The organism is Nodosilinea sp. LEGE 07088 (assembly GCF_015207395.1).
Lineage (GTDB): Bacteria > Cyanobacteriota > Cyanobacteriia > Phormidesmidales > Phormidesmidaceae > Nodosilinea.
The window spans coordinates 44,197-69,941 of sequence record NZ_JADEWX010000010.1 but is presented as its reverse complement, the minus strand read 5'-3'; the positions used below and the strand labels follow the sequence as shown (position 1 = coordinate 69,941).

Below are 25,745 nucleotides of genomic sequence, written 5' to 3'. Positions count from 1 at the left end.
AATATTGCCAAACGATGGACAAGGCCCATCAAAAACTGGAGAGCTGCGCTTTCACATTTTGCTATCCTGTTCCCAGAACGCTTCAAAATCTAAAATTCAAGGCTTACACAAAAACTTGAACACTCTCCGGAAAGCTCCCAGAGTTCTTGCAGAATCCTAGGAGCTGGCTTACAACTATCCCAATTGCCGATCGCGCCTCAGCAGACTAAACACCTCGCCCTGCTCTGGGGTGATCAAAATCCCAGACGGCGGGATCGTCACCAACCGACTCCACTCCCGCTGCTCTGCATAGGTCAACACATGCAGTAGGTTAATCGTCGCCCGCACCCCTCCGGCAAGCCAATCACCAAAGGTTGCAACCGCTCGCGTCCCGGCTAAGCGACCGGTTGATCCTACAGCAGTAAATTAAACATAGCGCTTAGGATATGGTAGATCTCCTTGCCTTGCTAACATACAGCTAAACATTGCTTTTGCCATGCCTCCCCTCGACATCCGACAGCGGGCGATCGCCCTCCTCGACCAGCTTCCGCAAAACAAGCTGGCCGCAGTGGTACAACTGCTGGAGGTGCTGGCTGAGCCTGTTCCCCAAGCCCAAGCTAATCCAGGCGAAGCTCCACTGTTAGCCATCATCCAATGGCAGTTACCCGCCCCAGAGCAAAGCCGCCTCGATGACTTGCGCGATGCTCAGAGAGCGGCCCAAGAGGGCCAACGCTGCGAGTGGGGCGAACTAACCGACGCCGAGCATCAAGAGCTGCTGCACTACGAAGATCGCCTAGAGCAACACCGCGTCGAGCGTCTTGAAGCCCTCATAGCGCTAGCTAAGCTCCGAAACCTTGACCTAATCAGCCTCAACCAACAGTTTTCATCCCCCGCGCAACCCTTCAATGCCGCCTGCTCAACGCTATTGCTTTAGCAAGATAGCTAACAGGCTTTCAAGAGACTGACAATCTGGCAAAGCAAGCCTGCCAAGCTTCTGAATGACTAAATCCTTCTGAATCGTTGTAATGACAGGTTTTATCACCGAAGCTTTCAGCAAACCTGCCGTCTGCCAGTCAGCGATCATAATCTCGCCAAACAGAAGCGGAGTCTTTACCTGGCTGGTCACGGCCATAAGAATCAAATCGGGCCGAGCTACATTGTAATCTTGAGAGCTGATTACCGCTGCGGGTCGCTTTTTTAGCGCGTTTTGGTTGGTAAACGGAAACGGCACCAATACGATCTTGCCAAACTCATAGGTCATCGTAGGCGGCATCCTCAGGGTTATCCCATACCTCAGCAAACGATGCTTCTGCCGCCTTAGCTGCCATTGCAACCAACGACTGATCAGAATAGGGGTGCCCGATATCCTCTTGAGCCGACATTTTTACCTCAGCCCATTGCAGTAAACGGGCTGCTAAGTGAAACTGCTCTTGCCAACTTAGGTGCTGGGCTTCTTGAATTAACTCTTGCAGTGTCATAGCTACGACCTCCTCCCTCAATTGTGGCACGAGAGGCTTTGTCGCAAAGATCCCTGGGTTCTTCAAGAACCCAGGGATCTGAATTAACCTGAGTTCGGGATAAGAAATTTTCCTGCTAAAGCAAGCTTACTGTCCCCTCCTGGGAGGGGTAGGGGTGGGTCAATCGAGGCTATCAGCAGAACTTCACCGTATTGAGCCGATTACTCTCTGTAGCAGTTTTGACCCACCCCGCCCTCCGGGCACCCCTCCAGAGGAGGGGACGGCGTTATCCCGAATTGAGGTTATGTAGCTTACCGAGTCAGATATCAGCACTTAGACAGGCCTGCCAGCCGAAACTCAACTAGAAGATGACATCTCTATCGAATGACCTGAATTTCAACACCAATATCTAGCTTGGCCCATGCTTTGTCTGCGGTTACCACCAAGCACTGTGTCTGCAACCCCAAAGCCAAACAGGCCCGATCGCCGAGCGACAGCCCTAAATGCTTAGTCACCGGACGCAAGTAGCCCGCAACCAGCCCCTGTCCCTCATCAAACGGAATCGCGGTTAAGTCCAAAGCTGCCAAAACATCCTGAATCTCACCTTCAGACATCCCTTGGTCGGTCAGCTTCGCCACCAACTCGCTGACATTCACCGCGCTAACCAGCGACCATGGCAGCACCTCCGCTACAATAGCTTGCCCCGGTTCCTGATTGACTAGCGCCAACAGTGCTGATGCATCTAAAACAACCTCACTCACGCTTAGCCTCAGCCCGGCGATCGGCAATTAATTCATCTACTAAAGACTTACCTTCAGGGACGTACTTGCGAACCATCGCCTGTATCTTTGCGATTTTACTCTGCCCAGCACTCTCTACTTCATCCGCCTCTAAAGCCTGAGCGGGTAGCGCTTCCACAGGCTCCGATTGGGGAGCCAATAGCACGATCACTTGCACATCTGTACCTTCGGGGCATTCGGGCGCAACCAGCTCAATTTTGCCGCCAGCACCTACCCTGACTGTTTGTTGTAGCGCTTTCAGCATGCCTCGCTCCAGAAAAGCCTATTTCTAAGATACTGAACGTCTATGAAGAATGAGCAGAATCGCCTTCATTCACATCCTGCAAAATCTGACGATACAGCTCAGGGTGAACCCAAAATTTAGCCCGGGTCATCAGGTCATCTAAAACAGGCTTCAACTCAGCAATCAGCTTGTCTTGCTTTGCGGCCACCAGCACCCCCAGCAGCCCAGTCACCTTAAGGCTAAACCGTTGAGCCACCTGCCGCCCCAAACGCTCATCCATCAACAGACGATCGGCCTTGAGTTCAATCGCTAGGGCAATGGCTTCGGCTTCGCCTGGGTCAAGCTCATCTTTTAGTCGTTCCACCAGCGCTTGATCCCCCACGGGTAAAATAGCAATCCATTTGGTATCAGCCAGCCAAGACGTATCGATGCCAAAGGATTCTAACGCGCTGATTTCTGCGTAGACGCTTTCAGGAATTACCACGCTGCCGTAAAGCGCTTGCAGCAGGGGCAGTTGTCCAATTCTCAGCAGGTTACTGATAGGCGATGTATCACTGACAATGATCATCGCCAATTGTTGTCGCGCAGGCTGGCAATGTCGGCCTGGTAATCGGCCAGATCATAGTGGAGGCTGATGCCGCGATCATACAGCAGCTCTTGAAATGCCATTTGATTCATACCGGCGAGTTGGCTGGCCGTGCCAAGGGTAACCAGCTCTTGCTGAAAGAGTGCCACAGCCACCTCTTGCAGCCAGTCAACCTGAGAGAAGGTGTGGCTTTCAGCCAGGCGATCGGGAATGTCTAAGGTGATTTTCATGATTTAGATTTTACCCACAGGTTCCCGTGAGAAAGCCCGAATACTATTCATATTGTGGCACGGGAGGTAGTAGCCAAAGGCTTCTGAGTTCTCAAAAAGACCCAGAAGCCTGGTTTGTGGCTAGCCCACCTGTCTGTCGCGCCTCAGCAGACTAAACACCTCCCCCTGCTCTGGGGTAATCAAAATCCCAGACGGGGGTATTGTCACCAACCGGCTCCACTCTCGCTGCTCTGCATAGGTCAACACATGCAGCAGGTTAATGGTTGCCCGCACCCCTTCCGGCGAGCCAATCACCAAATGGCGCAACCGCTCGCGCCCCGGCTGGGGGCTGGGGTTGGCAAGGTGAAGCGGATTTAGATCCCTGGGTTCTTGAAGAACCCAGGGATCTGGACGGGTAAAACACAACATAATCGGGTTCCTTTCCGATGAAACGACGGGGAAGAAACCCAAAAACTTGGCCGCCCCAGACGTAGTGCAGTTCAGGGCGGCCAGGTAAAATCACCTTAGCCTCCGAGACAGCTAGTACCTGTCGACGGGGTTAGCCGCTGGTTGGTGCTCCAACACCTCCCAGTGGCGCTCGACCAAATTTTTGGGAAGCTCAGACTGCACGCACACAGCCTTAGCTCAGTAATTTAGTCCAATCGCGCACCGGGCGCAAGTAAGAATTGTTACCGTTGCCAGAAACCTTGAGCTTAAAAACCGGGTTTTTTTGCCGGGTTGCATTTAACCCCTGCACACACACCAGAAACCCGGTTTCTGCCCCCATACCCTTACTTTCGCTACTGGTAAGGTTCATCCGCAACGCCGAAACCTTCATCAGTCCCTGCGATCCCTTCCTTCGCTCCCGTGAAACCTTTATTTCACCCGCTGAAAGGTTCTTTTCATCCCTCGGTAGAAGCTTCAGCCTGCTCAAACCTTTCCTTCGCCCACCCAAAAGGTTCCTTCGCCCGTGCAGATCATTCCTTTGACCTCGCGTAGGCTTCCTACCGCCCAACAGATCATTCCTCCACCCTCGCGAACCTTTCCTTCACGGGCGCGAACCTTTCCTCCAGACCCGCGAATGATTCCTCCGCCCCGGCGAATCTTCCCTCCCAACCCGCGAATGATTCATCCATCAATGCAAAGCATTGTTTTCATAGAGCAGAATCTTGTATTGGGGTCGCAAATGATTCTGCCATCAATCTAAAACACCCTGATCCCTCGGAAAACTCAATGTTGCCGCGCACCCATCAACCGTTCGCCTGCAATATCCATTTCTCTACGCTGCCCAATTCATCTTGTCTTCATCAAAAACCATCATCTCTGGTCACAATCTTGCTAATTCTCCCGAGTTTAGGCTGTTTCTACTGGGCAATCTGCCCTTAGGCGAGACAACCAGACGCCAACCCCTGCCGTCGTCTCGGTTTACCCATTGCCGCAATTCAAGCCGATTCTACAGGTCATCGCCCCAGACCTGCGGCTGCTTTGCACGCAAACCAAACTAATCCACTTATCCACCCCTATTCAGGGCGTATCCATTATGAACACCGTTGACTTTTCCCGTCGCGTTCCGGCCAAGACTATCGAGGCTGATATTGACTCCTTCCACGGCATGAACTTTATCAAGAACTACATCCCCGTCCGCAGTGAAGCCACCCCGGAAGCGCTTAAAGCGGGTTACGACACTATGCGGGCCAAACAGCAACAAGAGACCGAACTCTTAGCCGCGATCAAAGCCGCCTCCGATGCGGCCCGCCTGGCCGAAGTCGAGTTTCACGATATGGTGATGGCCATGAAAGAAACCGTGCGCGGTCAGTATGGCCCCAACAGCGACGAAGCCCAGGCCGTTGGCTACAAGAAAAAGTCTGAATACAAGCGCCGCCGCCGCACCCCCAAGGCCAACGCTTCGTAAGCCATCCTCAAAACTTAACTCTCAAGGCTCGTGAGCGCTGCTTACGGGCCTTTTTCCGTGGCGCTATGACGTGCGGGTGTGGCCCCTTACTATTCCAATGCCGAGGCGTGCAACCCCATTGACTTCCTCTGCAGCGAATCCGATGCCGAAATGGCGCGGCAAATCGCCGCCGTGCTCAACAAAAACTGTCGGCTGATGACCCAGAGCAGTGAGGATGGCTTCTTTGCCGCTGCAGACAATCAGCTCACAGAAGCCCCGGCTCAAGAGCTCTATGACGTCACAATGGACAGAGTTTCCCAATTGTGCGCAAGAAAGATGTACTGATAAGCTAACGCTATTTGGGATTTTATTTCGCAGGCAATGCATCAATGGATTGCAAGATAGCGCGTGTAATTTCCTCTCTTTTATAGAGGTCGTCTAGTCGGTTTGGCGTATCGATATTGAGAGCGAAGAACACAGGGCCTGTGGGCCACTCGACCCACCCTACCCACCAGCCCCAGCGCCCTTCCCAGCCAGTTTTAGCCCGTAGAATCCAGTTCCGCTCTGCTTCAACGATCATAATATCCTTGACTAATCGTTGGTGCTTAACCTTGAAAGGGAGCTCGTTTCGATACAGCTTTTGTAGAAAATAAACTTGCTCTTGTGCTGAGATTGCTAGCGCTCCATTAATCCAATAAGCACCTTCGCTAGTGCTTGGGTCTGCGTTTCCGTAATCGATTTGCGTCAGATACTCTCTTGCTTTCGCTTCTCCGATTTCGTCAGCAAAAATTTCGTAAACCCAAACAGCTGAGTTTCGCATAGCTGAGCGTAACGTTTGATCCTGATTATGTGGAGCGAAGTCCCTCTCCACTCCATCCCATTCAAAAACTTGAAATTCATCCCGAACAACACCGGCGTCGAGCGCAAAGAGAGAATGCGGAATCTTAAACGTTGATGCTGGGGAATAAGCTCTGTCAGCCCGTTCCTGGTTGTAGACCCACAACTGATGAGCATCTCCGCGCTGATCTAATACCACGATGGTTCCTTGAGCCTCAGCGCCGTCGAAGAAACTGGCCCAATCCGGTCGCTCTTGCCTTTCTACACTGCCCAAAGACCCATCATCTACGGTGGTCGAATTACTTATCTTCGGTCGCTGCGCAATCTGCGGAGTATGTAGTCTATTACTAAGCTCTGCTGAGATAGGTGAAGTAAGCACTATCCCTGCACTACCTATGACCAAAGAAACAAGTAAAAGGAAACGATGATTCATCATGCCATCTTGCTGCGGTAAAAGTTTTCGTCCTACGCATAGGCGGCAGCACTAGCGAAACTGCTGCCGCCTATGCAAAACTCATGGAACAATTGCAGTCACGCGGATTTCAATGCGCATCGTTGGTAGCCCAAGAGCCGCAACTCCTACCTGTGTCCAAATTGGGGCATGGTTGGGCATGTAATGGCGATATAGCCTGACCATCACATCGTTCACCTCTGGGGGCAACCCGCCAACATGGTAAGAATTGACATGGACAACGTGCTCCCAATCCGCCCCGGCAGCCGCCAGGGTTCGCTCTATATTCCGAAATGCCTGGGCAATCTCATCTGCGAGCGACTCAGGAATTTGCAGGTTGTCATCCCAACCACCTTGACCTGATGTCTCCACGCGATCGCCAATTTTTAGCGCTTGCGAGTAATGCAATTCATTCAGCATGTATTCCCCATAGCCGGGGGTGACAAAAAACTCGGGCTTATTCATGGTGTTCCTTTTTTGGGAGCAATTAATTCTTTTGAACCAGGTGTTGAACATTCAGTCTACGCCAGCCAGTCACCAGCCCCGGAACCGTGGACAGGTTGAATTCACAATTTTTTCACCAGTCAGAAATGTGGTAGATTACTGACTATTTTTGCTGAAGAAAGGCCAGCAATATGGGATTGACCTGATCAGCGTGAGTCCAGTTGATGGCGTGCGGCCCGCCAGGAATAATCTCAAGCCGACTGTTTTTAATTAGTTTCGGAAGTCTTGCGGCGGTAGATTCAAGTGGCAAAATGCGATCGGCATCGCCATGAATGATTAGGGTAGGTATGTCAATCCGGGGCAGATCATCGCGGAAATCGGTGAGCCAGGACGGGACACAATCCAAGGTTCCTTTAGCAGACGCCCCGGCTGCTACATTCCAGCAGGCTTGAATGGCATAGTTGCTGATGCGTTCGCCCAGCAGCACATCCACATTAAAAAATTCTCTGAAAAATTCAGAAAAGTAAGCGGGACGGTCTTTAACAATCGCTGTCATAATGCCATCGAAAACGCTCTGGTCAACGCCTTTAGGATTATCAGCGGTCTTCAGCAGGAAGGGCGGCACTGGAGCCATCAGCACGGCTTTTTGCACCCGCTCTGAGCCATAGTTGCCAAGATAGCGCGTGACTTCGCCGGTTCCCATAGAGAACCCAACCAGCACAGCATCATGCAAGTCAAGTTTGGTCATCAGCGTGTTCAAATCAGCGGCAAAGGTATCGTAGTCATAGCCCAGCGAGGGTTGGCTAGACGCACCAAATCCTCGGCGATCGTAGGTAATCACTCGATACCCCGCATTTAGCAGCACCAAGACCTGCTTTTCCCAGGAATGGCCGTTGAGGGGAAATCCATGAATGAGAACAATGGGTTGACCGGCCCCAAGATCTTCGTAATAGATATTAATGGTTGCAGAATTTTCTTGACCAACAGTCACGTAAGGCATATTGACCTCCTAATGAACATCGCAAAATGTTCTTATCTGATTTAACCGAAGTATAGTGAGTTCTAATGCTCGGTTTCTTTCAGATTCTTAGGATGAATTTTCAGATTCTTAAGGTGTTAGCGAACCTGCTTTGGTGTTACTCCGGTGAGTCGCTTAAACTGTTGCGTCAGGTGGCTTTGACTGGAGAATCCGACTTGTAGAGCGATGTCGGCGATCGCCAAATCTGTTCCCTTCAACATTACTTCTGCCCGTTCCACTCGCTGTTTAATCACATACTGATGCGGTGAAATCCCTATTACTTTCTTAAACAAGCTTGCAAAGTAAGTCGGGCTGATATTAACGACGCTTGCCAGTTCAGTCAAGGATAACTCTCGATTTAAATGAGCGTGGATGTAATCGATCGCCTGCTGCAACTGGGCATGAGTTAAACGGTTGTTTGGTGATGCAATCGGTTTCGCCAGGGTCGAATAGCGTCGTAGTAGATGAATCACTAAAGCCTGAGTGAGTGATTCGATATATAACTGCCCCATCATCCCGCCCGATTTTAACTCAGCGAACATTAGCATACCAATCTGATGAAGTTGCAAATCTTTCTGACCAAAACAGGGTACGAGCTCAAATCGTTTTGAATCAACTTCAGAGACTTCAGCAACGTGTTGAATCAATTCCGGTTTTAAGCAAATGTGCAGCGGCGCACAAATGACATCGCTCATATCTGGTGCTTGACACCAATAGCTCGGTTGTCCAGCTGGAACCAGAAGGCTGTCCCCTTTGTGGAGGGTTGATTCATGCAGGCGATCGTCGCGGTTTTGAACTAAAGGGGCAGGATCTCCCGTATGAAAGTAGAGCCAGTGATCGGCTAAAGCAGGGAGTTCCATTTCAAACGCTGAAGCAGGGCTCTGACACTGCTCCACCAAAATGCCATTCCAGTTCATTTGGCGACTGGAGAACATCAGCGTTTTATTCCACTGGCGGCTGAGTTCGAGCGAGTTGAGCTGGTTGCTGGCCATAGAGCTTGCTCTCACCGTTTTCTTGCAGTTACAAAAGTTAAAGTTTTTCCAAGTCAACCATGATAAAAAAGCGCTTGTCAGTCAGGCAGACAAGATAGCGACAAAAGTGTTAGATCATAAGCCAGCGATCAATACTTCTCTCCTTAGACAGACTGTTTCAACTCAGTCAGGAGCCGATAATTCAGCAAAATTGTTCCCGTCTATATACCTCTACCTATCAATTTTATCAGCTTGTACTTGTAAATGAGGCTTTTAGCCACGTCCGCATCGCCCGAAAGCTAATGCACACCTTAGATACAATTTTTTTGCGCTCACCCTGGGATAGCTTTATTGTTCTCTGACATCTGAATCTCTCCTGTGCATACCCGATGAAATACTTGGCCCTACCGGGGTTGATGACGCAGCAGCCATTGCAGGAAAATTCCGGTAACGATGCCGTAGCTTAGCCAACCTGCCCCATAGTAAAATGCTGTCGGGAGCGGTGCTGGTAGTAGCCCTGGCTGCAAAATGTAGGCGACAGTTGAGCCGATTGCTCCATCTAATGCACCTCCTAAAGCGCTGACCAAAATCCACCAATGCGCTTTACGGACAAATCGTCTCAAAATCGGAAATTGAGCCGCACCAAAAATAGCCAGTACAATCGACTGCTTGACCAAATTCATCCAAAAAACATACCATAGGCCAAGCGTACTTAGGAATTGAATAAGCGGATCAAAGGTTTCGTTAATAGCCACCAGCACTAGCCCAAAAGTCCATCCCAGTGTGCTAACCACTATCCACCAAAAGGCTTTAGGAATGTACTGGCGCAAAACGAACCATTGGGCTGCGCCAATCAATAAACCTGTAAAAAATATGGTTGCTATAAACTGAAAACCTGACTCTTCCAGTGCTCCGACGATCGCCCCCGCAATTGTAGTAGCCAATGTCCACCAGAGCCACAGGCGAGGCGCGATCGCCAACTGTCGTGTTTCATCTCGCCATTCATGCTGTACCATAATGCTCACCCCAGAGTTGCACTTCAACTCCATATCTGTACTATTTGGCCTAGGCTGATTGGGCTGCGTCTAGCCAAACATTGCTGCGTAGTCACAGGCGAATGTCTTAAAACTGCGCGGCTCTTTACCAATTGCGTCCTGTATACCAGACGAAACCGCTGCAGCCTCATTGCGTCGGTAGTGCGCGTAATCCTCAATTAGCCCGTCTGCTTGCCAATGTGGCATCCCAATGTTGAGCAGTTGATCGCGCATTGCTTCAGATGGAATATCGACGAATGCAATCTGACGATTGAGCGCAGCCGAGAGTTGTTCTGCCATCTGAGCATGAGTCAATGCCTGTGGTCCGGTGAGGTTGTAAATCTTTCCCTCATGCCCTGTTTCTGTTAGAGCAACTTCTGCAACTTCTGCAATATCGCGCACGTCTACCACGCTGACCTTTGCATCGCCAATCGCGGCATAAAAGGCGTTTTGGCTCATGATTGTCGATTTAAAGTTTAAAAAGCCCTGCATAAAGAGGTTGGGACGCAGAAACGTGTACGTCATTCCTGAGGCTTGAATTGCCGCTTCGACTGCGGCATGGTAACGCAAAAAGCGCACGGGCGAATGGGCATCGGCGGCAAATTGCGATAGTTTGACGATATGCTTGACACCACTCTGACGAGCCGCATCAACAAACGCGAGTTGTTGGGCTTCTGCGCGTTCTGTAGAGTTCGTTAAGAGAAAGGCACTGTCCACTTCAGTCAGCGCTTTCAACAAGGTCTCAGGGCGATCAAAGTTCCCCTCCACCACTTCAACATTCGGGAGTGCAATCTTCTTTGCTCGATCATGGTTACGAACCATGGCGCGGACTGGCACATTCTGTGCTGCGAGTCGCTTGATAATCTCTGTACCGTTACTGCCAGTTGCACCAGTGACTAAAATCTTCCGGTCCATTGGAAACCTCCTGATGAGTGTGTTGTAGTTAAGCTTTAAAGTTTTGTAGGCAGTGCTCATCCTATTGGCTGCGATCTTAAGCAGCTTCTGTCCATGTGCCTGTAGCGATACCAGAGCAAATTTGCCGCATCAGTTCTAAGCAGAAGGGCGGCACGTCATAACACCTTCTTTTTGAGTGTTGGCATTGGGATTACTTCCCATCGCTCGAACGGTGATTGTAGGTTCATAACCGGGATAACAACGGATGAGAACCGTATCTTCGGCTCTGGTCACATACAGTACATAAACAGGTCTACCGCCTAAAACAGCCGGGACAAGATTAGGGGGAAGAGCGGCTGTCGCAACCAGCGTTGACTGATTTGAGAAGCCCAAATCTGGCATCTCAGATAGGGCAGGCTTTGCCCCAAAAGATTGTAAATAAACCATCACCAACGCTGTAACTGTTGCTAACAGGATAGAAACTTTAGAGAATCGCTTGAACATGGTTGATTTTGCTCTTGATACTGTTGAAGTTAGATTATGGATGCAGTTCCCCTCGGAGCAAAAATTAACGAACTGGAGCCAAATTTGCTGATTGGATGTGCCATGTTCGCTCCTTTGAAGTTGAGCCGAGAACATTGTTGACTTGTCGCAGCAAATAGCTCCCCTGAAATAATGTCCTGAGGAGGCGAAAGGATCTCAGGTAGAACCATAAAGACGGGGTAGTGGAGCGGACATGAACTTGGCTAGAGAATGCACGAATATTGAATCGAGGCTATGAGCGATTGCCAAAGAATCATGAAGGCATGATTTATGTGGTGATGATTCAATTGATGCTACGAAGACTCGCCAAAAACAAGCGAACGTGGAAGGTAGAAACCACTTAACAAGCGTTAGCAAACAGTTTCTAATCTTCGGAATTTACTTGCCTTATAATCACAATGTTTTCAGCAAAAATTAAAACACCTGTTAGCCACGGAAGCGCCTGCAAGATGGCTTCCATTGTCCAGTTCTGACTCTGAACCTGCCAAATCATCCAAATAATAATGAATCCAATCACCAATGAGGATAGGATGACCGATGAATTGCGGCGGCGGCGATAGAAGTGGATTGTCCTCTCCCGCCAAAATGGATTGAAAATACAAGCGATGTAGGACACTCCTGCACTGATGAACAGGCTAGTTTGAAGACCCGAAGGTAGGTTTGGGTATCCAAACGCGATCGCTGTCAAACAAACTCCCAGCGCAAGATACAGAAAAGTAAACCAGGTAGATCGTTTCATTATTTCTTCTCCGGTGACGCCTATTCTCTGTACCAAACCCGCACACATTGAAAGCAATCGATTTTAAGGCCTTGACTAATCATCACTGGGTAGTAACTATTACTGGTCGTCACTCCGTAGACATCATCACTTGTGCTTTCTATCGACCAATCGGGTAAAACAACGGTTTCAACATTGATTACCTGTATCGTTGTGCTTTCGATCCACTGATTTACAGCACTCACCACCTCCGAGAAAGATTCATACTCGGAAGGGCCGCCGAAGGGTCCTCGTTCAGTAATTCGAGGCGCAAAATCTTTGTACTGAATCATTTGATTCACCATCTTAAAATTACAAAGTTGACAATCGATTCAAGCGATTCAAGAACCAGCATGATTTGGTTTGTTTAGCGCTACAACAACCATTGGGTCAGCGGCTGAACAGGTAGCTGAGCGAGAACGCCTCCCAGATTGCGCCGACGATGAACAGTGGGAGCGCAGTCAGGCTCAGCCAACCGAGTTGTTGCAGCCCACGGACGTAACCCTGACGAGGGTTACGAGCACCGATGGTGGCAGGACGGATCCAGGCTTGGCCGAGGATGTACGCGCCTAACATCAAGAGGGCGTAAGCCTGGAATTCAATGAGTAACGTCAGCGAGTGCGGAATCCATACCACCGGGATCGATGTGGTGGAGGCTAGGCTCAAACCGATAGTGAATGCCTTATGCGCGAATATGGCGATGCCAGCGAAAGGAACGATCAGCGAAGGGAGCACGATCGACAGCACGCCGACCCTGATGACGTTGACTCCCAGGATGGTCAGCGCGAACAGCCAAGGGTTGTTGATTAGCGACCGGACAAGGTCTCCCGTTCCGTTGTCTTCTAGGGTGGCCAACTGAGCTGCGCCCAGGTTGGGGAAGACCATCGCCGCTACCATTCCGATGATGACTAAGCCATAGGCAATGGCGTTGATGATGAGGTAGGCGCGAAAATTGGCGCGAATGATCTGGAAGGGTTTGCGAAGCAAGCGGATGGGTCTTGCTGCATGACTCGGGTGAATAGGGCGCTTTGTGGCGATCGCTTTGCGTAACATGTTTTTAGCTCCAATATTTGGTGATGGATGTAGTGACGCTTAAGAGTGATAGCCGCCGCGTAGAGCAGCACTGTCGATGATGCAAATAAGGGATTTCTAAATCCTTGGCTTTGGCGATGGGGGCTAGAGGACGCAGCGATCGTCCTCTGCGGGAAGTTCAAGGTCGATCAGGTAATCAGCGACGATCGCATTGACGCAGGGGCTAATGCCTTCTAAAGCGACGGTATGTCGCTCGCCCTCGACGGTGAGCAAGGTACCGCCGATACCCTCAGCCAGACTGGCTCCAGCGCCGTAGGGGGTGGCCGGGTCGCCAGTAATAGAGATGATTAGGGTGTCGGGTAAACCCTCGACGTTCTGAGCGTAGGGGAAGCCCAGGGTCGGCTCACTGGGCCAGAACTCACAGGCGTCGCGGGTGACGCCCTCAACGGGTCGTCCGGTATCGAGGAAGGGGTTCACGGCGAAGATCTGGCGGCGCAGGTCGGCCTCCTCCTCAGGGGTGCGGCGCTCCTCGTCGTTGCAGTTGATCGCAAGGTTGGCCTCGACGAAGTTGGTCCACGTACCGTTGGGATCTCTACTGTGGAAATCATCAAAGATGGCGAGTAACTGGTCGCCGCGCCCCTCATTCTTGAGCCGGGCGATGCCATCGATGACCCGCGGCCATGCCTCGGCAGTGTAAAGTCCGGCACCCACGCCACTCGTGGCCTGGAAGAAGTTCAGCGTGCGCCCGTTCCCGGCGGGTACCGGATCATCGATCAAGGGTTGGAACAGATCCTGGAACACAGCGGTGGCCTGCTCGGGGTCGGTGCCCAGCGGACAGTCTGAGCTCTGGGCGCAAAACTTCGCCAGCAGCTCGAACGACCGCTGGAACCCGGCGTGGAGGGACAGGCGACGTTCCGCGCTGCCCTGCTGGGGATCGATTACGCCGTCGAAGACCATGGCCCGCACATTCTGCGGGAACATTTCGGCATAGACTGCGCCGAGTCGGGTCCCGTAGCTCTGTCCGAAGAAGGTGAGGGTCTTGTCCCCCAGGGTGGTACGAAGCACGTCCATATCCCGTGCTACATTCCGGGTGCCGACAGCAGCGAGGACCTGCTCACCCCCCGATCCCTCGGCGCACTGCTCCATTAGCTGGCGCGTGTCGGCGGCACTCCATTCTCCCGACGTACCCAACAGCGTCGTCTGGTTCTCGCCTCGGTCGTTCTCTTCGTCGGTGAAGCAGTTGATGGCCGGGGTCGAGGCACCGACGCCGCGCGGGTCGAAGCCAACCCAATCGAAGCGTTGCAGCAGTGGACCGTCTTTTTGACCCGTCAATGCCGAAAGGACAGCAACCTGCATTCCCGAGCCGCCCGGCCCTCCTGGGTTAATGACCAGCGAGCCGATCCGCTGGCTCGGCTCACCTTGCGCAGGCAGGCGCAAGACCGCGATTTGCATGGTCTCACCCTCAGGGTCGTCGTAATCTAGCGGCACCTCCAGTCGACCACATTCAAACGGATCGACGTACAGTTGTGCTTCGATAGCAGTAGTCGCAAAGCCTTCGCAGGAGCCGAACGCCAGATCCTGGTTGTAAAATCGCTCCAGTTCCGCCGCTGGTGCCGGGGCCGACTGTGTCAGTGCGGCCGGTGCCCCAGCGAGGATAAGCAACATTACTGCTGTGCCTGTTAATAAGCGCCTGACGCAGGTCTTGGGAACGCGCATAATTCTCCCCTCAGTGGAAGCTGTTGGTCTTGAGTCGTGCGTGAGTCGGTCACGATTTCGTGAGCTGTTAGAAGAAATTTGAGACATGATGGTGGACTCGTTGCCGTCCAACTCATCCGGCAAAGCACCTAGGGCGACCACCCAGCACCGACTGGCTGTTGTGGTACACACAACCAATGCCTCAGCCGATGAGGGCCAGCATGGCATGAACCGTCAGGTGGGCGATTATGGCGGCCTCTAGCCCGTAGCGCCAGAATAAATACCCCGCAGCTACTGCAAACAAAGAATTTTGGAGCAGCAAGAACCCTAGCAAGGCTGGGGTTAACGGCAGTCCTAGGGCGATCGCAGCGGGCAAGTGGGCCATCGCAAACCCCAGGGAGGAGACGGCAATGGCGATTACCACCCATTGGTCCTGGGGTTTACCCTGGCGCTGCTGCCCAAATCGCCAGCCCAGCCATAGCAGCAGCGTCATCAGTCCCCAGCGGATCAAAATTTCTTCGGTGATACCGCCGTAGAGAAATCGCACCAGCAGCGGTGTGGGCTCAGACTCTCCATAGGCGGATGGCAGCAGCGGGCGAGACAGTAGGGCAATCGCCGCCAGCAATCCGCCGCTGATCAACCCACCCACCACGCCGGGCAGTAGTTGAGGAACCATGGCTTTCCGCCACGATCTCCCAGTGGACAAAGCCTCTGCCCCCGGTGCCGTTAGCCCTAGCCGGTGAGCCAAGAGCACGCCTATCAGCACCGCCACCGACAGCAAAATCGTGGGCTGCACCAGCACCAGTAGCCTGACCACGGCGGCAGGTGGTGCACCCTCTGGGAGCGAGGGCAAAGGCAGCAACACCAGGGATATCACCCCAGCCATGCCTGCCAACCACAGCAGCCCGAACAGTCGCAGCCTAGAGTCTTTATGCTTAACCATGGCTTTATCCTCTGGTACATTTGCTGATGGTTTTACGAACTGACGAGATCATCGACGACCCTTTCGATAACTCTGGAAAACGGGTTCGGATGCCTCGTCGCGTTTGAACACCTTGTAGGCGATCGCCAGAAACATGGGTACGACAACCAGCATTGATAGAGCCGTGTAGGTCGCGTGGAACTCGCTGACTGTGAATAGAGTCGGCGGGGTCACAGCGCTTCCGGTCACGTCGCTTCCGGCTACGCCCATCAAGAGATTGCCGCCGATGTTGTTCGCGAAGTGTACGCCGATGGCGAGTTCAGTGGTTCCGTCAATCAACGAAACCACGGTCCACACTAGCCCCGGAACGAGGAAGTAGTTGATGAAGACCGTGAGCCAACCGCCAGCGCTCGCCTCCGGGTTGAGCAGGTGCGCCAGGGCGAAGATCACAGCTGGCACCAGCGCCAGAAAGACGCGGTTAGACCAAACAATACTCGCGCCCTGCACAATGTATCCGCGAAAGAACAGCTCCTCTGTGGTGGTCTGGATCGCAACGAAAATCAGTGCGATCGGTACGAAGAGCGCGAACGTTGTGAGGTCAAAGTTAAAAGAGAAGGTGTCGGGATAGAAGAAGTACTGTCCCAACCCAGCGATCAGCCAGACTGGCACGAACCACGCCACAAACCCATGACCGACCCGCCGCCAGCTAATCTTTTCCCGCGCTGTGACCAGCGTCCGGGGATGACGCTGGTGAATGAGGGTGACGGCGATTAGGATTCCCGCGAGGAAGAATGGAAAACTCGCCCTGAACGCAACGAAGCCCCCCACGAGGCCGAGCGCAGCATAATCCAGCCGATTGAACGCCGCAAGCGCCTCCTGACCGCCGAGCAAGAACGCAATACGCGGGGCAGTTATGCCGTTGACGACCAGTCCCACAAAGAAGATGACGACTAATCCCAAAACATACCGCCACCCCCGATGCTTACCCCACCGGGCAGCCTCCACGTAGGTAACTTTTTTCGCTTCTGCCGTGATTCCCTTTATTCTTTCGGTGTTTTGTATCTTCATCTCCGTTCCCTTTATGGGTAAATTCTGTAGTGCTTGGTTCTGGTTACTAATCACAGTTGTCGATAGTTTCAGGATTTAACGATGACTTCGATAGATCTGGTGTCACCAGATCCGGCATCGTTGGACATGTGCTTGCCCTTAGTCGAACCATCATCCGAGTATCGACGGCCACTATCAACGGAATTTTTGTGCTGTGTTTATGTACTTTTTGTGCAGATTGTCTTTGTCTTAGCTAACTTGAGTGTATGAGTTTTAACACTCAACTTCTTTCAGATTCTTACGGTGATTTATTAGATTCCTATGGAGCTAGCGAATCTGTTTCGGTGTCATGCCAGTGAGACGCTTAAACTGTTGCGTTAAATGGCTTTGGCTAGAGAAACCGACTTGTAGAGCGATGTCTGCGATCGCTAAATCCGTTTTCATCAACATCACTTTCGCTCGTTCTACCCGCTGTTGAATCACGTATTGATGGGGCGAAATTCCCATGGTTTGTTTAAACAAACTCGCAAAGTAAGTCGGGCTGATGTTCACTACACTTGCCAGTTCTGCCAAGGATAAATCTCGATTCAAGTAAGTGTGAATGTAATCGATCGCCTGCTGTAACTGGGTACGAGTAAAGCTGCTGTGGGGTGATGTGATCGGCTGTGTCAGGGTCGAATAGTGTCGTAGTAAATGGATCACTAGGGCTTGAGTGAGTGATTCGACATAGAGTTGCCCCATCATCCCGCCCGATCGCAACTCAGCGAGCATCAGCATACCAATCTGATGCAGTTGCACATCCTGCTGACCGAAACCATGCACAAGCTCGAACCGTGTGGAATCAATGTCAGACCCTTCAGCAACCTGTTGAACCAATTCTGGCTTTAGGCAAATTTGCAGCGGAGTACAAATGCCAGCAATCTCATCTCGACACCAATAGCTCGGTTGTCCAGCCGGGACAAAAAGATTGTCCCCTTCATGAAGGATTGATTCATGCAGGCGATCGTCCCGTTTCTGAATTAAAGGGGCAGGATTTCCGATGTGTAAGTTGAGCCAATGGTCTGAGAGGGCTGAGAGTTCCACCTCAAACGCTGAAATAGGGCTTTGGCATTGCTCAACCAAAACGCCATTCCAATTCATCTGCCGACTGGAAAACATCAGCGTTTTATTCAACTGCTGGCTGAGTTCGAGCGAGTTAAGCCGATTGCTAGTCATGAAGTTTACTCTCACCAATTGCTCTTATGTAAGACTTCAGGGATTGTCAGTGCCGATAGACTACGGGATCGAGTCAGAGCCGCGCGTCAGGGCGGAGCGGGGGGCGCGCGGGGGTCAGAGCGGGGCCGGTTCGCCGCGTGCACCACCACACCACTGCGGTGATCACGACAACCGTAAGCGTGGGCACGAGCTGGTAGGGCGACCCCACACCTGCCGATCGGTCCTGGAGCGCGGTGCCAAGGTCGACGCGCAAGAGGGCGGCCCCGATGAGAACGACCGTGTTGAGCACGGCGTGGAGCACGACCGCGATCTCGATGCCACCGCTGCGCCATGTTATTAGCGCCAACCCGGCGGCTAGAACGAAGTACCACACGTTGATGTAAGGGTCGGTTGAACCATGGATGGCCGTGAACACCACGCTCGAGACCAGAACACCGATAACCAGCCCCGCCCGCGACCCACGGGCCCAGCTCCCGGCGACCCGGAAGACCAGTCCGCGCACGCCATACTCCTCGCCCGCCGCCTGCAGCGGCGTCAGCAGGAGCGTTCCGATGAAGATGCCGATCAAGTCCGTTTGCGACCACGAACTCTGCTCACCGGGTGTGAAGAACGGGAGCAAGTTGACGACGATCCAGACGGGGCTGAAGAGCAGGAGCGCCCGGCCAAACACGTCGAACCGAAACCGCGACACCACCGAGTGCAGTGAGGGACCGGGCACGCCGTAGAGCCATCGCTGGATGACCATGCTCCACGGAATGAGCACGGCGAGCGAGAGCATGGTGCTGGCGTGGTAGAGCGGCGTGTAGTCGGTGCCACCGAGGATCGGAGTGGTGTTGCCCATTTGCAGGTCAATGACTGCAGCGCCCCTGGAGATGACGTTGATGAAGACGACGGCCCCAGCCAGCAGAAGCACGATAGCGAAGATGCCGCGCCCGATGCGGTGTTTCTTGTCAGCGAGTACGCGATGGTATTCCACGCCGGCTGGGACTGACGCCGGTCTCGCGGGCCGCTCCGAGGGCGTGGCGGGGATCTTTCCTAACTCCCGCGAATAGTTAGAAGCGAATTTAGACATGAGGATCACCTCCTTTACTCTTGTTGCTGATTTCAGTTGTCACTTGGTTTAAGGATCGACAGGATCGCCGACCGCCCCACCTGTAGCTGTATGCACGGCGCGGGCCATCTGCCCAAGCGTGTTGCCAAGCGAGGTGGGATCGGCCCCCGCCATCAGGGCCGCACTGATGTCTTCACTGATAACGCGCACGACTGCGGTGGCTGCGGCGGCGTGCAGTCGCACCTCGATATCGTCAGGCGATCGCCGCAGGCGATCTGCGAAGATCTCGACTAAAGCACGCTCTATTCGGTCGTTGGTCATCAGCCAGGCCGTCCGCACATCCGGCTCTTTTTCGGCCAGCACAGTCATCTTGATCACAGCCTGATCAAAGGCCTGCTGATCGGGATCTTTAGTCCGATTTATCGCCCACTCCATGAGGTGATCTTCAAGGGAGACATCTCGAGGCCAGCGGCGCAATAGCGCCACAAACTCCTCGCCATCCTGCGCCAAGACCGGCTCTACACAGCTCTCCTTGTTGCGGAAGTACCGCCAGAGGGTGCGCACTGAGAGACCTACCGCTTCTGCGATCTGCTCACCGGTCGTGGCAGCGACGCCTTGCTCCCAGAACAACCGCGCCGCCTCCCGCGAAATCTCCAGACGTATCCGTTGCTGCCGCTGCTCACTCATCCTCCCTGGCTTGCGCTCGTTCTTTGTCATGTCGTTGGTAGCGTCACTCCCCACAACAGTCTTCTTTCAAAGTCTGTCACTAAGTGACAGGATAACGCTAAGTGACGCTAGGTGACAAGAGGTTGCTTTGCCAACTAGCACGTCTTACTCAGGCAAATAGCTATTCAGGCTTTGGAACTACCGACAAGGGAATGACATTTGAAAGCCCCCGTCATAGTCGGCAGGGGTGAGGGTGCTCCTGCCGAATGCCACTACATTCGGGACTTTGTTTTGACCTACGGAAGAATGCCATCTTTTTGTAATTGCTTCTGGAGCGTTTTCGGCAGGCTCTTAATGTTGCAATGCCTTGGAGAACTACCCTCATAGCGCCAGGACTGAATTTCACTAGAGCGATCAAACTCGACATCAATCTCACAGAAATCACGATCGACAACCGTGTTGCCTCCGCTAATTATCGTAGTTGTATCGCCCTGACCGTTCTCAAACTCATTCACAGTGGTTGGCTGATTAAACTCCCGTTCTCGATCCGTTCTGTAGGAATAGATTGTGTTTCCATTGGGTAACGTAAGCGTTGTCGTGGGTGTACCATATCTGCGAACAAACTCATTGATATTCCGACCAATCCAACTGTTCATTGTGCTATCCAATTGTTCTTTCGCTCGTTGATCGTCACACCCGAACAAGCTCACGCTTGCTAAAATTAGCAGCATCGAAATCCAAGTCTTCATATTCATTCCTCTGTTTTGAAAGATTTTCATGTGCGATCGTTCATTTCAGTCGCAGTAAAGCTAGGTCAAAGGACTCAATCGATTATTCGTGCGGTCGTTTGAAAGGAGAGTCAATCGCGTTGTGTTATCTGAAGTGTACTGAGGTCCAATGCTTAATTTCTTTCAGATTCTTATGGCGGTTTGAAAGATTCTTAAGGTGTTAGTGAACCTATTTCGGCGTCAGTCCCGTGAATCGCTTGAACTGTTGCGTCAATTTGAGGCTCTATAAGCAGCTCAATCTGAGACTGATGTTCTGAATCAGTTAATTGGCTAACATAATTTTTCTGCCAATTGAAGTTGATTTGAACTAGAGAGACTGCCCCCCAGAGACTTCGATTCTCTGTCCAGTAATCCATCGATTCTCTTCCGACAGCAACAGCGCGATCGCCCCTCCAATATCATCGGGTTCACCTACCCGGCCTAAAGCAGTTTGGGATGTGATGTACTTGTTGATCTCTGGATTGTCCCGCACGACACTGCCCTCTGTGGCGATCGCTCCTGGAGCGACTACATTCACTGTGATTTGCCGCTGTCCTAGTTCCTTCGCTAAGGAGCGAGTCAGAACCTCGATCGCGCCCTTCATGCTGGCATAGATCGCTCGTCCTGGGCTTATGGTGCGGGTCAGAAACGATGAAAAATTCACGATTCGTCCACCATCTTTGAGCAATGGCAGCAACTTCTGAGTGAGAAAGAAGACCCCCTTGAAGTTAACGTTGAATATTCGATCAAATTCTTCCTCTGTTGTTTCTGTAAACAGTGAACCGCCGCTAACCCCAGCGTTATTGATGAGGAAATCAAATTGCTCGATGCCCCAGGTGTTTTGCAGGGCTTGCTTGACTTGTAGCACAAATGCATCAAGGGTTTCGATGCTGCCAATATCGAGCTGCAAGGCCACTGCTTTATTGCCCATTGCCTCAATTTCAGAAACAACGGATTTTGCTTCTACTTCACCGTTGAGATAGGTCACAATTACGCCCACCCCTTTCTTGGCCACTGCCAAAGCAGTATTCTTTCCCAGTCCTCGACTTGCTCCTGTCACTAGAGCAATTTTGGGTTTATCTTGTGTCATTACTTCATTTCTCCAATGAAAAATGGTCAGGTGTACTCCTAGATAGAATCCATGGAGATATTAATCCTGCCGTTCAATCTATTCTGAGTGTTCTAAATGTACTGAGTTCTTGTGCTTGACTTCTTTCAGGTTCTTAGCCTAATTTGTCAGATTCTTCTTGTTAGCGCACCTGCTTTGGTGTCATGCCAGTGAATCGCTTAAACTGTTGGGTTAAATGGCTTTGGCTAGAAAAGCCGACTTGTAAAGCAATATCTGCGATCGCCAGATCCGTTTTTAACAGCATCAATTTCGCCTGTTCAACGCGCTGTCGAATCACATACTGGTGGGGCGAAATTCCCATTTCCTGCTTAAATAAACTCGCAAAGTAAGTTGGGCTGATGTTAACAACACCAGCCAGTTCAGACAGGGATAAATCTCGATCTAGGTAGGCGTGGATGTAATCAATCGCCTGCTGCAACTGGATACGAGTAAAGCTGTTATTTTGGGATGCGATCGGTTTCGTTAGGTTTGAATAGTTCCGCAGTAAATGAATCACTAAAATTTGAGTGAGTGATTCGACATAAAGTTTCCCCATCATCCCATGCGATCGCAACTCAGCCAATATCAGCATGCCAATCTGGTGAAGTTGAAGATCTTGCTGACCAAAACAATGTATAAACTCGAACCGGCTTGAATCCATATCAGAGGCTTCAGCAACCTGTTGAATCAGTTCTGGTTTTAAGCAAATGAATAGTGGAGAGCAGGTGATACCACTTTTATCTTGACACCAGTAGCTTGGCTGTCCAGCTGGAATAAAGAGATTGTCCCCTTCCTGAAGGATCGATTCATGCTGTCGATCGTCCCGTTTTTGAATTATATGAGTAGGATTCCCTAGGTGTAAGCTGAGCCAGTGGTCTGAAAGGGCTGGGAGTTCTACCTCATAGGTTGAAGCAGGACTTTGACACTGCTCCACCAAAATGCCATTCCAGTTCATTTGACGACTGGAGATCATCAGTGGTTTCTTGAACCGTTGGCTGAGTTCAAGCGAGTTGAGTTGGTGGCTGGCCATAGAGCTTGCTCTCACTGATTGCTTGGAACTACGAAATCAATACTTCCCAGCCCGGTTATGGCGCAGCAAAAGCGTTCATCAGTCAGAGACACAAAAGAGTGACTGAAGCATAAAACCACAGGCCAGCGATCGATGCCTCTCTCCTTAGGTAGACTTTGCCAACTCATCCAGGGGCCGATCATTCAGCAGAACTATCTCCATCTGCTAATTCTATGCCATCGCTTTCGTAAGCTTGTACTAGATAGGATTGTTTCAGCAATTCAGCAACTTCTTGCGCGATCGCAATCAGGGCATCATTCACTGGAGAGTCACAGAGATAATCAGGTTGAGGTGTAATCTTATACTCAAAATCATTCTTGCATTGTGATGCTGAACGCTTCATGGGATCATTCTCAATGAAATGCTGATTTGTAACTGCTTACGTCTTGTTCAAGCAGCTATGCCGCCATCAATTTTGAGGCTCACACCCGTGACAAAAGCGGCTTCAGGGCCGGCGAGATAGGCAACCATGCCAGCCACCTCGTTGTCCTATCCGTAGCGACCAAGAGCAATCATGTTAGTGGTTTCTTTAGCAGAGTCCCCATCCGCAGGATTCATATCGGTATCGATCGGACCCGGTTGAATATTGTTGACTGTGATGCCGCGAGTCCCCAAATCGCGGGCGAGGCCACGGGTAAAACTAGCGATCGCCCCCTTCGACAACGCATAGACCGAGAGACCGGCAAAGGGGGTAAAATCACTGATGAAGCTGCCTATCATGATGATCCGTCCTCCCTCGCTCATGTGACGAACGGCCTCTTGAGTGGCGACGAAGACGCCTTTGATATTAATGGCGACGAGTCGGTCAAACTCTTCCATCGAGAACTGGTCGATCGGCGCTAAAACCAAAACGCCTGCGTTGTTGACGAGAATGTCGAGCCGACCGAGGGTGTTAACAGTCTCAGCGACGGCGTGTTTTACCGCATCTACATCGGCACTGTCAGCCCGAATCGCCAGGGCTTTTCCCCCGGTTGCTTCAATATCCCGAACCACCTGATCAGCTTTTTTGGGTGAACTGGTGTAGGTGAGCGCAACGGCGGCCCCATCGTGAGCGAGACGCTTGGCGATCGCCGCGCCTAAACCGCGTGAACCGCCCGTAACCAGGACAACTTTGCCTGCAAGTGTTGTCGTCATGATGGACTCCTTTAGGTGTGAAATTGTTGACTCAAGCTTGTGCTTCGATCAGTTTGCTGACGACATCTGAAAGCAGTGTTTGCCCCCTGACTGTTTGAACGTAGCTTTCCCCTTCAAAAACAATGTGACCAGAATTAAAGCCGCGCATCATCTCGCTGTAACTGTTGACGGCTTCAGGCGAAAAGCCGAATCCGGCCATTGTTGCCTGCCACTCGCTTTCGGGGACAGCGACAGCCTGTACGTCGTGTCCGAGAACGGCGGCAAAAGCGGCGGCGACATCGTTTGGCGAATAATCTGCTGCGCCATGCAGTTCGATGATGCGTTTCCCGGTCCAGTCTGCGGTCATCGCTTGGGCAACGGCACGTCCGATATCGGCAGCGCACACCATCGGCATCTTGCGCTCAAGCGGCGTATAGAAGCTCGGCAAAATGCCTTGCTCAGCGACAACCTTCGCCACGCTGCCCCAATTTTCCAAAAACGCCGATGCTCGCAAAAAAGCAACAGGGATTTCCAAATCGCCAAAAATTGTCTCTAAAATATGCGTCGTAAAAATGTTTCCCGTGCCTGAAGCGTGTTGCGAGCCGACTGAAGACAGCAACACGACTTTCTGCGCGCCGGAATTTTCGATAGCAGCCACATAACGCTCACCAATTCCTCTTGCCACCGCAAACATATTGGCGACATTGTAGGCAGGCGGATTCATTGCGTAAACAGCGTCCGCATTCCGCATCGCATGGGTCATCGCTTCTAAATCGCTTAGGTCTGCAAAAGTAACGTCTGCGCCTCTCGCCCGCCAAGCAGCGGCGGTTTTGTCCGATCGCAAAACGACGCGCACCAACTGATTTTTCTCAAGCAAAGCATCAGCAACCGCAGAACCCGTCTGTCCAGTCGCACCGAAAACTACATTCACAAGATTTTCCTCTTAACTCATGATTATCCGCGTCATTAGACCGTCTCATTTCACCTCTCGCGTTTGGCAAGATGAGGATTACGGTCATTTCGATCAGGCGAACAGAGCGGTTGGGAGAGATGGGGTGGGTGCGATTGCCGGGTTGTACCCGCAAAACCGTCATCTCTCGGCTAAAGTTCGCGTTTTGCTGATGTTTATGACTGAACTGAGCACCGCACTAAAGCGAGTCGATATGGTGGACTGAAGACTTGAATAAGTTAGTGACGAGACAGAGTGATGTCATCCGATGTCTACATCATCTGGCGGACCGGGCGGACAATCACTTCATTAACATCAACTGTCATGAATAATCTAGCCTAGGTAGGCCCAGCAATGAGCCAAAACTTGTGGCACCCGCTTGGCTTCCCAGGAAGCCCCTACGAGTCTAGTGCGTTGGGACGATGAGTACCTCTTCTAGCTCCTCAGGTGTAATTCTACAATTTAATTCATTGGTTGCCTAACTTCTATTTCCAAAACTTCTTCAAAAGCTGGCATGTCCAAGAATGCGGTAACTTCAGTCACTTCTTCATCCTCGAAAGTGAAAAACCAGGCATAGCTGTTTCTATACTGTTCTCCATTAATCAAGGTTGTTTCAGCATCAAAATGAATAATAACAACGTCATCATCTTCATAAACTTGCCACTGTGTTGGCCTTAAAGGTTCCTCTACGCGCTCACTAAAAGGCGCAATCAGCTCTTCTTCAAAAGGCTCGCGTGTGTAAGTGCCGGCATATGTATTAAAGCCACTAATCGTCCAGCGCATATCCTCTGATAAAAGCTCGAAAGGAGAGCCGGTACCATCTTGCCATTGCTGAAAACTCGCCTCGACAACGGCCTTTTTACTTGGTGCCGGTGTTTCATTGTGAACAGAAGTTTGTCCGACAGCGTTACAGCCTACCGTGAGAATAAGCGCCATAGCAGCTAAAAAATGAAATGGTTTCATTACGACAATGTCCTTTGTGTTGGTGATAACGCTCCTATGCTTTGACCGATTCTC

At 51.6% G+C, this 25,745-nt stretch carries 33 protein-coding genes and 2 pseudogenes; 3 read left to right on the top strand and 32 right to left on the bottom strand.

Translation table 11 applies throughout. The annotated features are described in order from the left end of the window. Positions 1-174 precede the first annotated feature (174 nt). Positions 175-374: pseudogene (locus IQ254_RS04665) on the bottom strand (hypothetical protein); the annotation flags it as partial. A 101-nt stretch (positions 375-475) separates the two neighbouring features. On the opposite strand from IQ254_RS04665, the gene IQ254_RS04660 reads away from it, so the two are divergent. Next, the gene (locus IQ254_RS04660) at positions 476-913 is read left to right on the top strand and encodes a hypothetical protein (RefSeq protein ID WP_193964924.1); all 438 of its coding nucleotides are present in this window, start codon (positions 476-478) and stop codon (positions 911-913) included. On the opposite strand, the gene IQ254_RS04655 is transcribed toward IQ254_RS04660, so the two are convergent. The 8 genes from IQ254_RS04655 to IQ254_RS31350 all read right to left on the bottom strand — a co-directional run bounded on the left by IQ254_RS04655 (position 902) and on the right by IQ254_RS31350 (position 4,071). Next, positions 902-1,240, bottom strand: a complete 339-nt coding sequence (locus IQ254_RS04655; RefSeq protein ID WP_228039819.1) for a type II toxin-antitoxin system PemK/MazF family toxin — start codon at positions 1,238-1,240, stop codon at positions 902-904. The two genes, IQ254_RS04660 and IQ254_RS04655, sit on opposite strands and share 12 nt — an antisense overlap. Further along, a complete protein-coding gene (locus IQ254_RS04650) occupies positions 1,230-1,457 on the bottom strand; it encodes a toxin-antitoxin system, antitoxin component, Xre family protein (protein WP_193964922.1) in 228 nt (75 codons plus the stop codon). Before IQ254_RS04650 ends, IQ254_RS04655 begins: the two co-directional genes overlap by 11 nt. A 356-nt stretch (positions 1,458-1,813) precedes the next feature. After that, positions 1,814-2,197 (bottom strand): type II toxin-antitoxin system VapC family toxin, encoded by a 384-nt coding sequence (locus IQ254_RS04645; protein WP_193964920.1) that lies wholly within the window; start codon positions 2,195-2,197, stop codon positions 1,814-1,816. Beyond that, a complete protein-coding gene (locus IQ254_RS04640; RefSeq protein ID WP_193964918.1) occupies positions 2,190-2,480 on the bottom strand; it encodes a hypothetical protein in 291 nt (96 codons plus the stop codon). Before IQ254_RS04640 ends, IQ254_RS04645 begins: the two co-directional genes overlap by 8 nt. 40 nt (positions 2,481-2,520) lie before the next feature. Further along, positions 2,521-3,027 carry a DUF3368 domain-containing protein gene (locus IQ254_RS04635; RefSeq protein WP_193964916.1) on the bottom strand — a complete coding sequence of 169 codons (507 nt, stop codon included), beginning with the start codon at positions 3,025-3,027 and terminating at the stop codon, positions 2,521-2,523. Beyond that, a complete protein-coding gene (locus IQ254_RS04630) occupies positions 3,024-3,275 on the bottom strand; it encodes a UPF0175 family protein (RefSeq protein WP_193964914.1) in 252 nt (83 codons plus the stop codon). The genes IQ254_RS04635 and IQ254_RS04630 overlap by 4 nt, the downstream gene beginning before the upstream one ends. 120 nt (positions 3,276-3,395) lie before the next feature. Then, the gene (locus tag IQ254_RS04625; RefSeq protein ID WP_193964912.1) at positions 3,396-3,683 is read right to left on the bottom strand and encodes a hypothetical protein; all 288 of its coding nucleotides are present in this window, start codon (positions 3,681-3,683) and stop codon (positions 3,396-3,398) included. Between the two features lie 211 nt (positions 3,684-3,894). Further along, complete coding sequence (locus IQ254_RS31350) at positions 3,895-4,071, bottom strand: hypothetical protein (protein ID WP_228040157.1); 177 nt, start codon at positions 4,069-4,071, stop codon at positions 3,895-3,897. A 723-nt stretch (positions 4,072-4,794) separates the two neighbouring features. Between IQ254_RS31350 and IQ254_RS04620 the strand changes: the two genes are divergently transcribed. Then, a complete protein-coding gene (locus tag IQ254_RS04620; RefSeq protein WP_193964910.1) occupies positions 4,795-5,166 on the top strand; it encodes a hypothetical protein in 372 nt (123 codons plus the stop codon). A 78-nt stretch (positions 5,167-5,244) separates the two neighbouring features. After that, complete coding sequence (locus tag IQ254_RS04615; protein ID WP_193964908.1) at positions 5,245-5,490, top strand: hypothetical protein; 246 nt, start codon at positions 5,245-5,247, stop codon at positions 5,488-5,490. A 22-nt stretch (positions 5,491-5,512) separates the two neighbouring features. Here IQ254_RS04615 and blaOXA read toward each other — a convergent pair whose 3' ends face one another. From blaOXA to IQ254_RS04505, 23 genes and pseudogenes are all read right to left on the bottom strand, one after another. Further along, entirely contained in the window at positions 5,513-6,415 is a 903-nt protein-coding gene (gene blaOXA / locus IQ254_RS04610) for a class D beta-lactamase (RefSeq protein WP_193964947.1), read from the bottom strand. Positions 6,416-6,496: 81 nt separating this feature from the next. Continuing rightward, positions 6,497-6,898: a RidA family protein gene (locus tag IQ254_RS04605; RefSeq protein ID WP_193964906.1), complete on the bottom strand. Its 402-nt coding sequence runs from the start codon at positions 6,896-6,898 to the stop codon at positions 6,497-6,499. A gap of 142 nt (positions 6,899-7,040) precedes the next feature. After that, complete coding sequence (locus IQ254_RS04600; RefSeq protein ID WP_193964905.1) at positions 7,041-7,877, bottom strand: alpha/beta fold hydrolase; 837 nt, start codon at positions 7,875-7,877, stop codon at positions 7,041-7,043. 116 nt (positions 7,878-7,993) lie between these two features. Then, a complete protein-coding gene (locus IQ254_RS04595; protein WP_193964903.1) occupies positions 7,994-8,887 on the bottom strand; it encodes an AraC family transcriptional regulator in 894 nt (297 codons plus the stop codon). A gap of 383 nt (positions 8,888-9,270) precedes the next feature. Next, on the bottom strand, positions 9,271-9,882 hold the full coding sequence (locus IQ254_RS04590; RefSeq protein WP_193964901.1) for a hypothetical protein: 612 nt from the start codon (positions 9,880-9,882) through the stop codon (positions 9,271-9,273). Between the two features lie 69 nt (positions 9,883-9,951). Beyond that, complete coding sequence (locus IQ254_RS04585; protein WP_193964899.1) at positions 9,952-10,815, bottom strand: SDR family oxidoreductase; 864 nt, start codon at positions 10,813-10,815, stop codon at positions 9,952-9,954. Positions 10,816-10,950: 135 nt separating this feature from the next. After that, positions 10,951-11,298 (bottom strand): hypothetical protein, encoded by a 348-nt coding sequence (locus IQ254_RS04580; protein ID WP_193964897.1) that lies wholly within the window; start codon positions 11,296-11,298, stop codon positions 10,951-10,953. A gap of 403 nt (positions 11,299-11,701) precedes the next feature. Next, entirely contained in the window at positions 11,702-12,076 is a 375-nt protein-coding gene (locus tag IQ254_RS04575) for a hypothetical protein (RefSeq protein ID WP_193964895.1), read from the bottom strand. A gap of 20 nt (positions 12,077-12,096) precedes the next feature. Next, complete coding sequence (locus tag IQ254_RS33450) at positions 12,097-12,387, bottom strand: hypothetical protein (protein WP_369011288.1); 291 nt, start codon at positions 12,385-12,387, stop codon at positions 12,097-12,099. Positions 12,388-12,484: 97 nt separating this feature from the next. Further along, positions 12,485-13,147, bottom strand: coding sequence for a stage II sporulation protein M (locus IQ254_RS04570; protein ID WP_228040154.1), 663 nt, complete (start codon positions 13,145-13,147; stop codon positions 12,485-12,487). A 123-nt stretch (positions 13,148-13,270) separates the two neighbouring features. Continuing rightward, entirely contained in the window at positions 13,271-14,842 is a 1,572-nt protein-coding gene (locus IQ254_RS04565; protein WP_228040152.1) for an alpha/beta hydrolase, read from the bottom strand. A gap of 181 nt (positions 14,843-15,023) precedes the next feature. Continuing rightward, entirely contained in the window at positions 15,024-15,764 is a 741-nt protein-coding gene (locus IQ254_RS04560; protein WP_193964891.1) for a CPBP family intramembrane glutamic endopeptidase, read from the bottom strand. A gap of 48 nt (positions 15,765-15,812) precedes the next feature. Further along, entirely contained in the window at positions 15,813-16,811 is a 999-nt protein-coding gene (locus tag IQ254_RS04555) for a CPBP family intramembrane glutamic endopeptidase (RefSeq protein ID WP_193964889.1), read from the bottom strand. A gap of 306 nt (positions 16,812-17,117) precedes the next feature. Beyond that, positions 17,118-18,005 (bottom strand): AraC family transcriptional regulator, encoded by an 888-nt coding sequence (locus IQ254_RS04550; protein ID WP_193964887.1) that lies wholly within the window; start codon positions 18,003-18,005, stop codon positions 17,118-17,120. Positions 18,006-18,078: 73 nt separating this feature from the next. Next, positions 18,079-19,035, bottom strand: coding sequence for a lysostaphin resistance A-like protein (locus IQ254_RS04545; RefSeq protein ID WP_369011289.1), 957 nt, complete (start codon positions 19,033-19,035; stop codon positions 18,079-18,081). A 90-nt stretch (positions 19,036-19,125) separates the two neighbouring features. Further along, a complete protein-coding gene (locus IQ254_RS04540) occupies positions 19,126-19,773 on the bottom strand; it encodes a TetR/AcrR family transcriptional regulator (RefSeq protein ID WP_193964883.1) in 648 nt (215 codons plus the stop codon). Between the two features lie 245 nt (positions 19,774-20,018). After that, a complete protein-coding gene (locus tag IQ254_RS04535) occupies positions 20,019-20,501 on the bottom strand; it encodes a hypothetical protein (RefSeq protein ID WP_228040150.1) in 483 nt (160 codons plus the stop codon). Between the two features lie 316 nt (positions 20,502-20,817). Next, positions 20,818-21,579 (bottom strand): SDR family NAD(P)-dependent oxidoreductase, encoded by a 762-nt coding sequence (locus tag IQ254_RS04530; RefSeq protein ID WP_193964879.1) that lies wholly within the window; start codon positions 21,577-21,579, stop codon positions 20,818-20,820. 160 nt (positions 21,580-21,739) lie between these two features. Then, on the bottom strand, positions 21,740-22,627 hold the full coding sequence (locus tag IQ254_RS04525; RefSeq protein ID WP_193964877.1) for a helix-turn-helix domain-containing protein: 888 nt from the start codon (positions 22,625-22,627) through the stop codon (positions 21,740-21,742). Between the two features lie 178 nt (positions 22,628-22,805). Beyond that, on the bottom strand, positions 22,806-23,009 hold the full coding sequence (locus IQ254_RS04520; protein ID WP_193964875.1) for a hypothetical protein: 204 nt from the start codon (positions 23,007-23,009) through the stop codon (positions 22,806-22,808). A gap of 47 nt (positions 23,010-23,056) precedes the next feature. Beyond that, positions 23,057-23,800: pseudogene (locus IQ254_RS04515) on the bottom strand (3-oxoacyl-ACP reductase family protein). A gap of 31 nt (positions 23,801-23,831) precedes the next feature. Beyond that, positions 23,832-24,710 (bottom strand): NmrA family NAD(P)-binding protein, encoded by an 879-nt coding sequence (locus IQ254_RS04510; protein WP_193964873.1) that lies wholly within the window; start codon positions 24,708-24,710, stop codon positions 23,832-23,834. Between the two features lie 480 nt (positions 24,711-25,190). Next, complete coding sequence (locus IQ254_RS04505; RefSeq protein ID WP_193964863.1) at positions 25,191-25,691, bottom strand: nuclear transport factor 2 family protein; 501 nt, start codon at positions 25,689-25,691, stop codon at positions 25,191-25,193. Positions 25,692-25,745 lie beyond the last annotated feature (54 nt).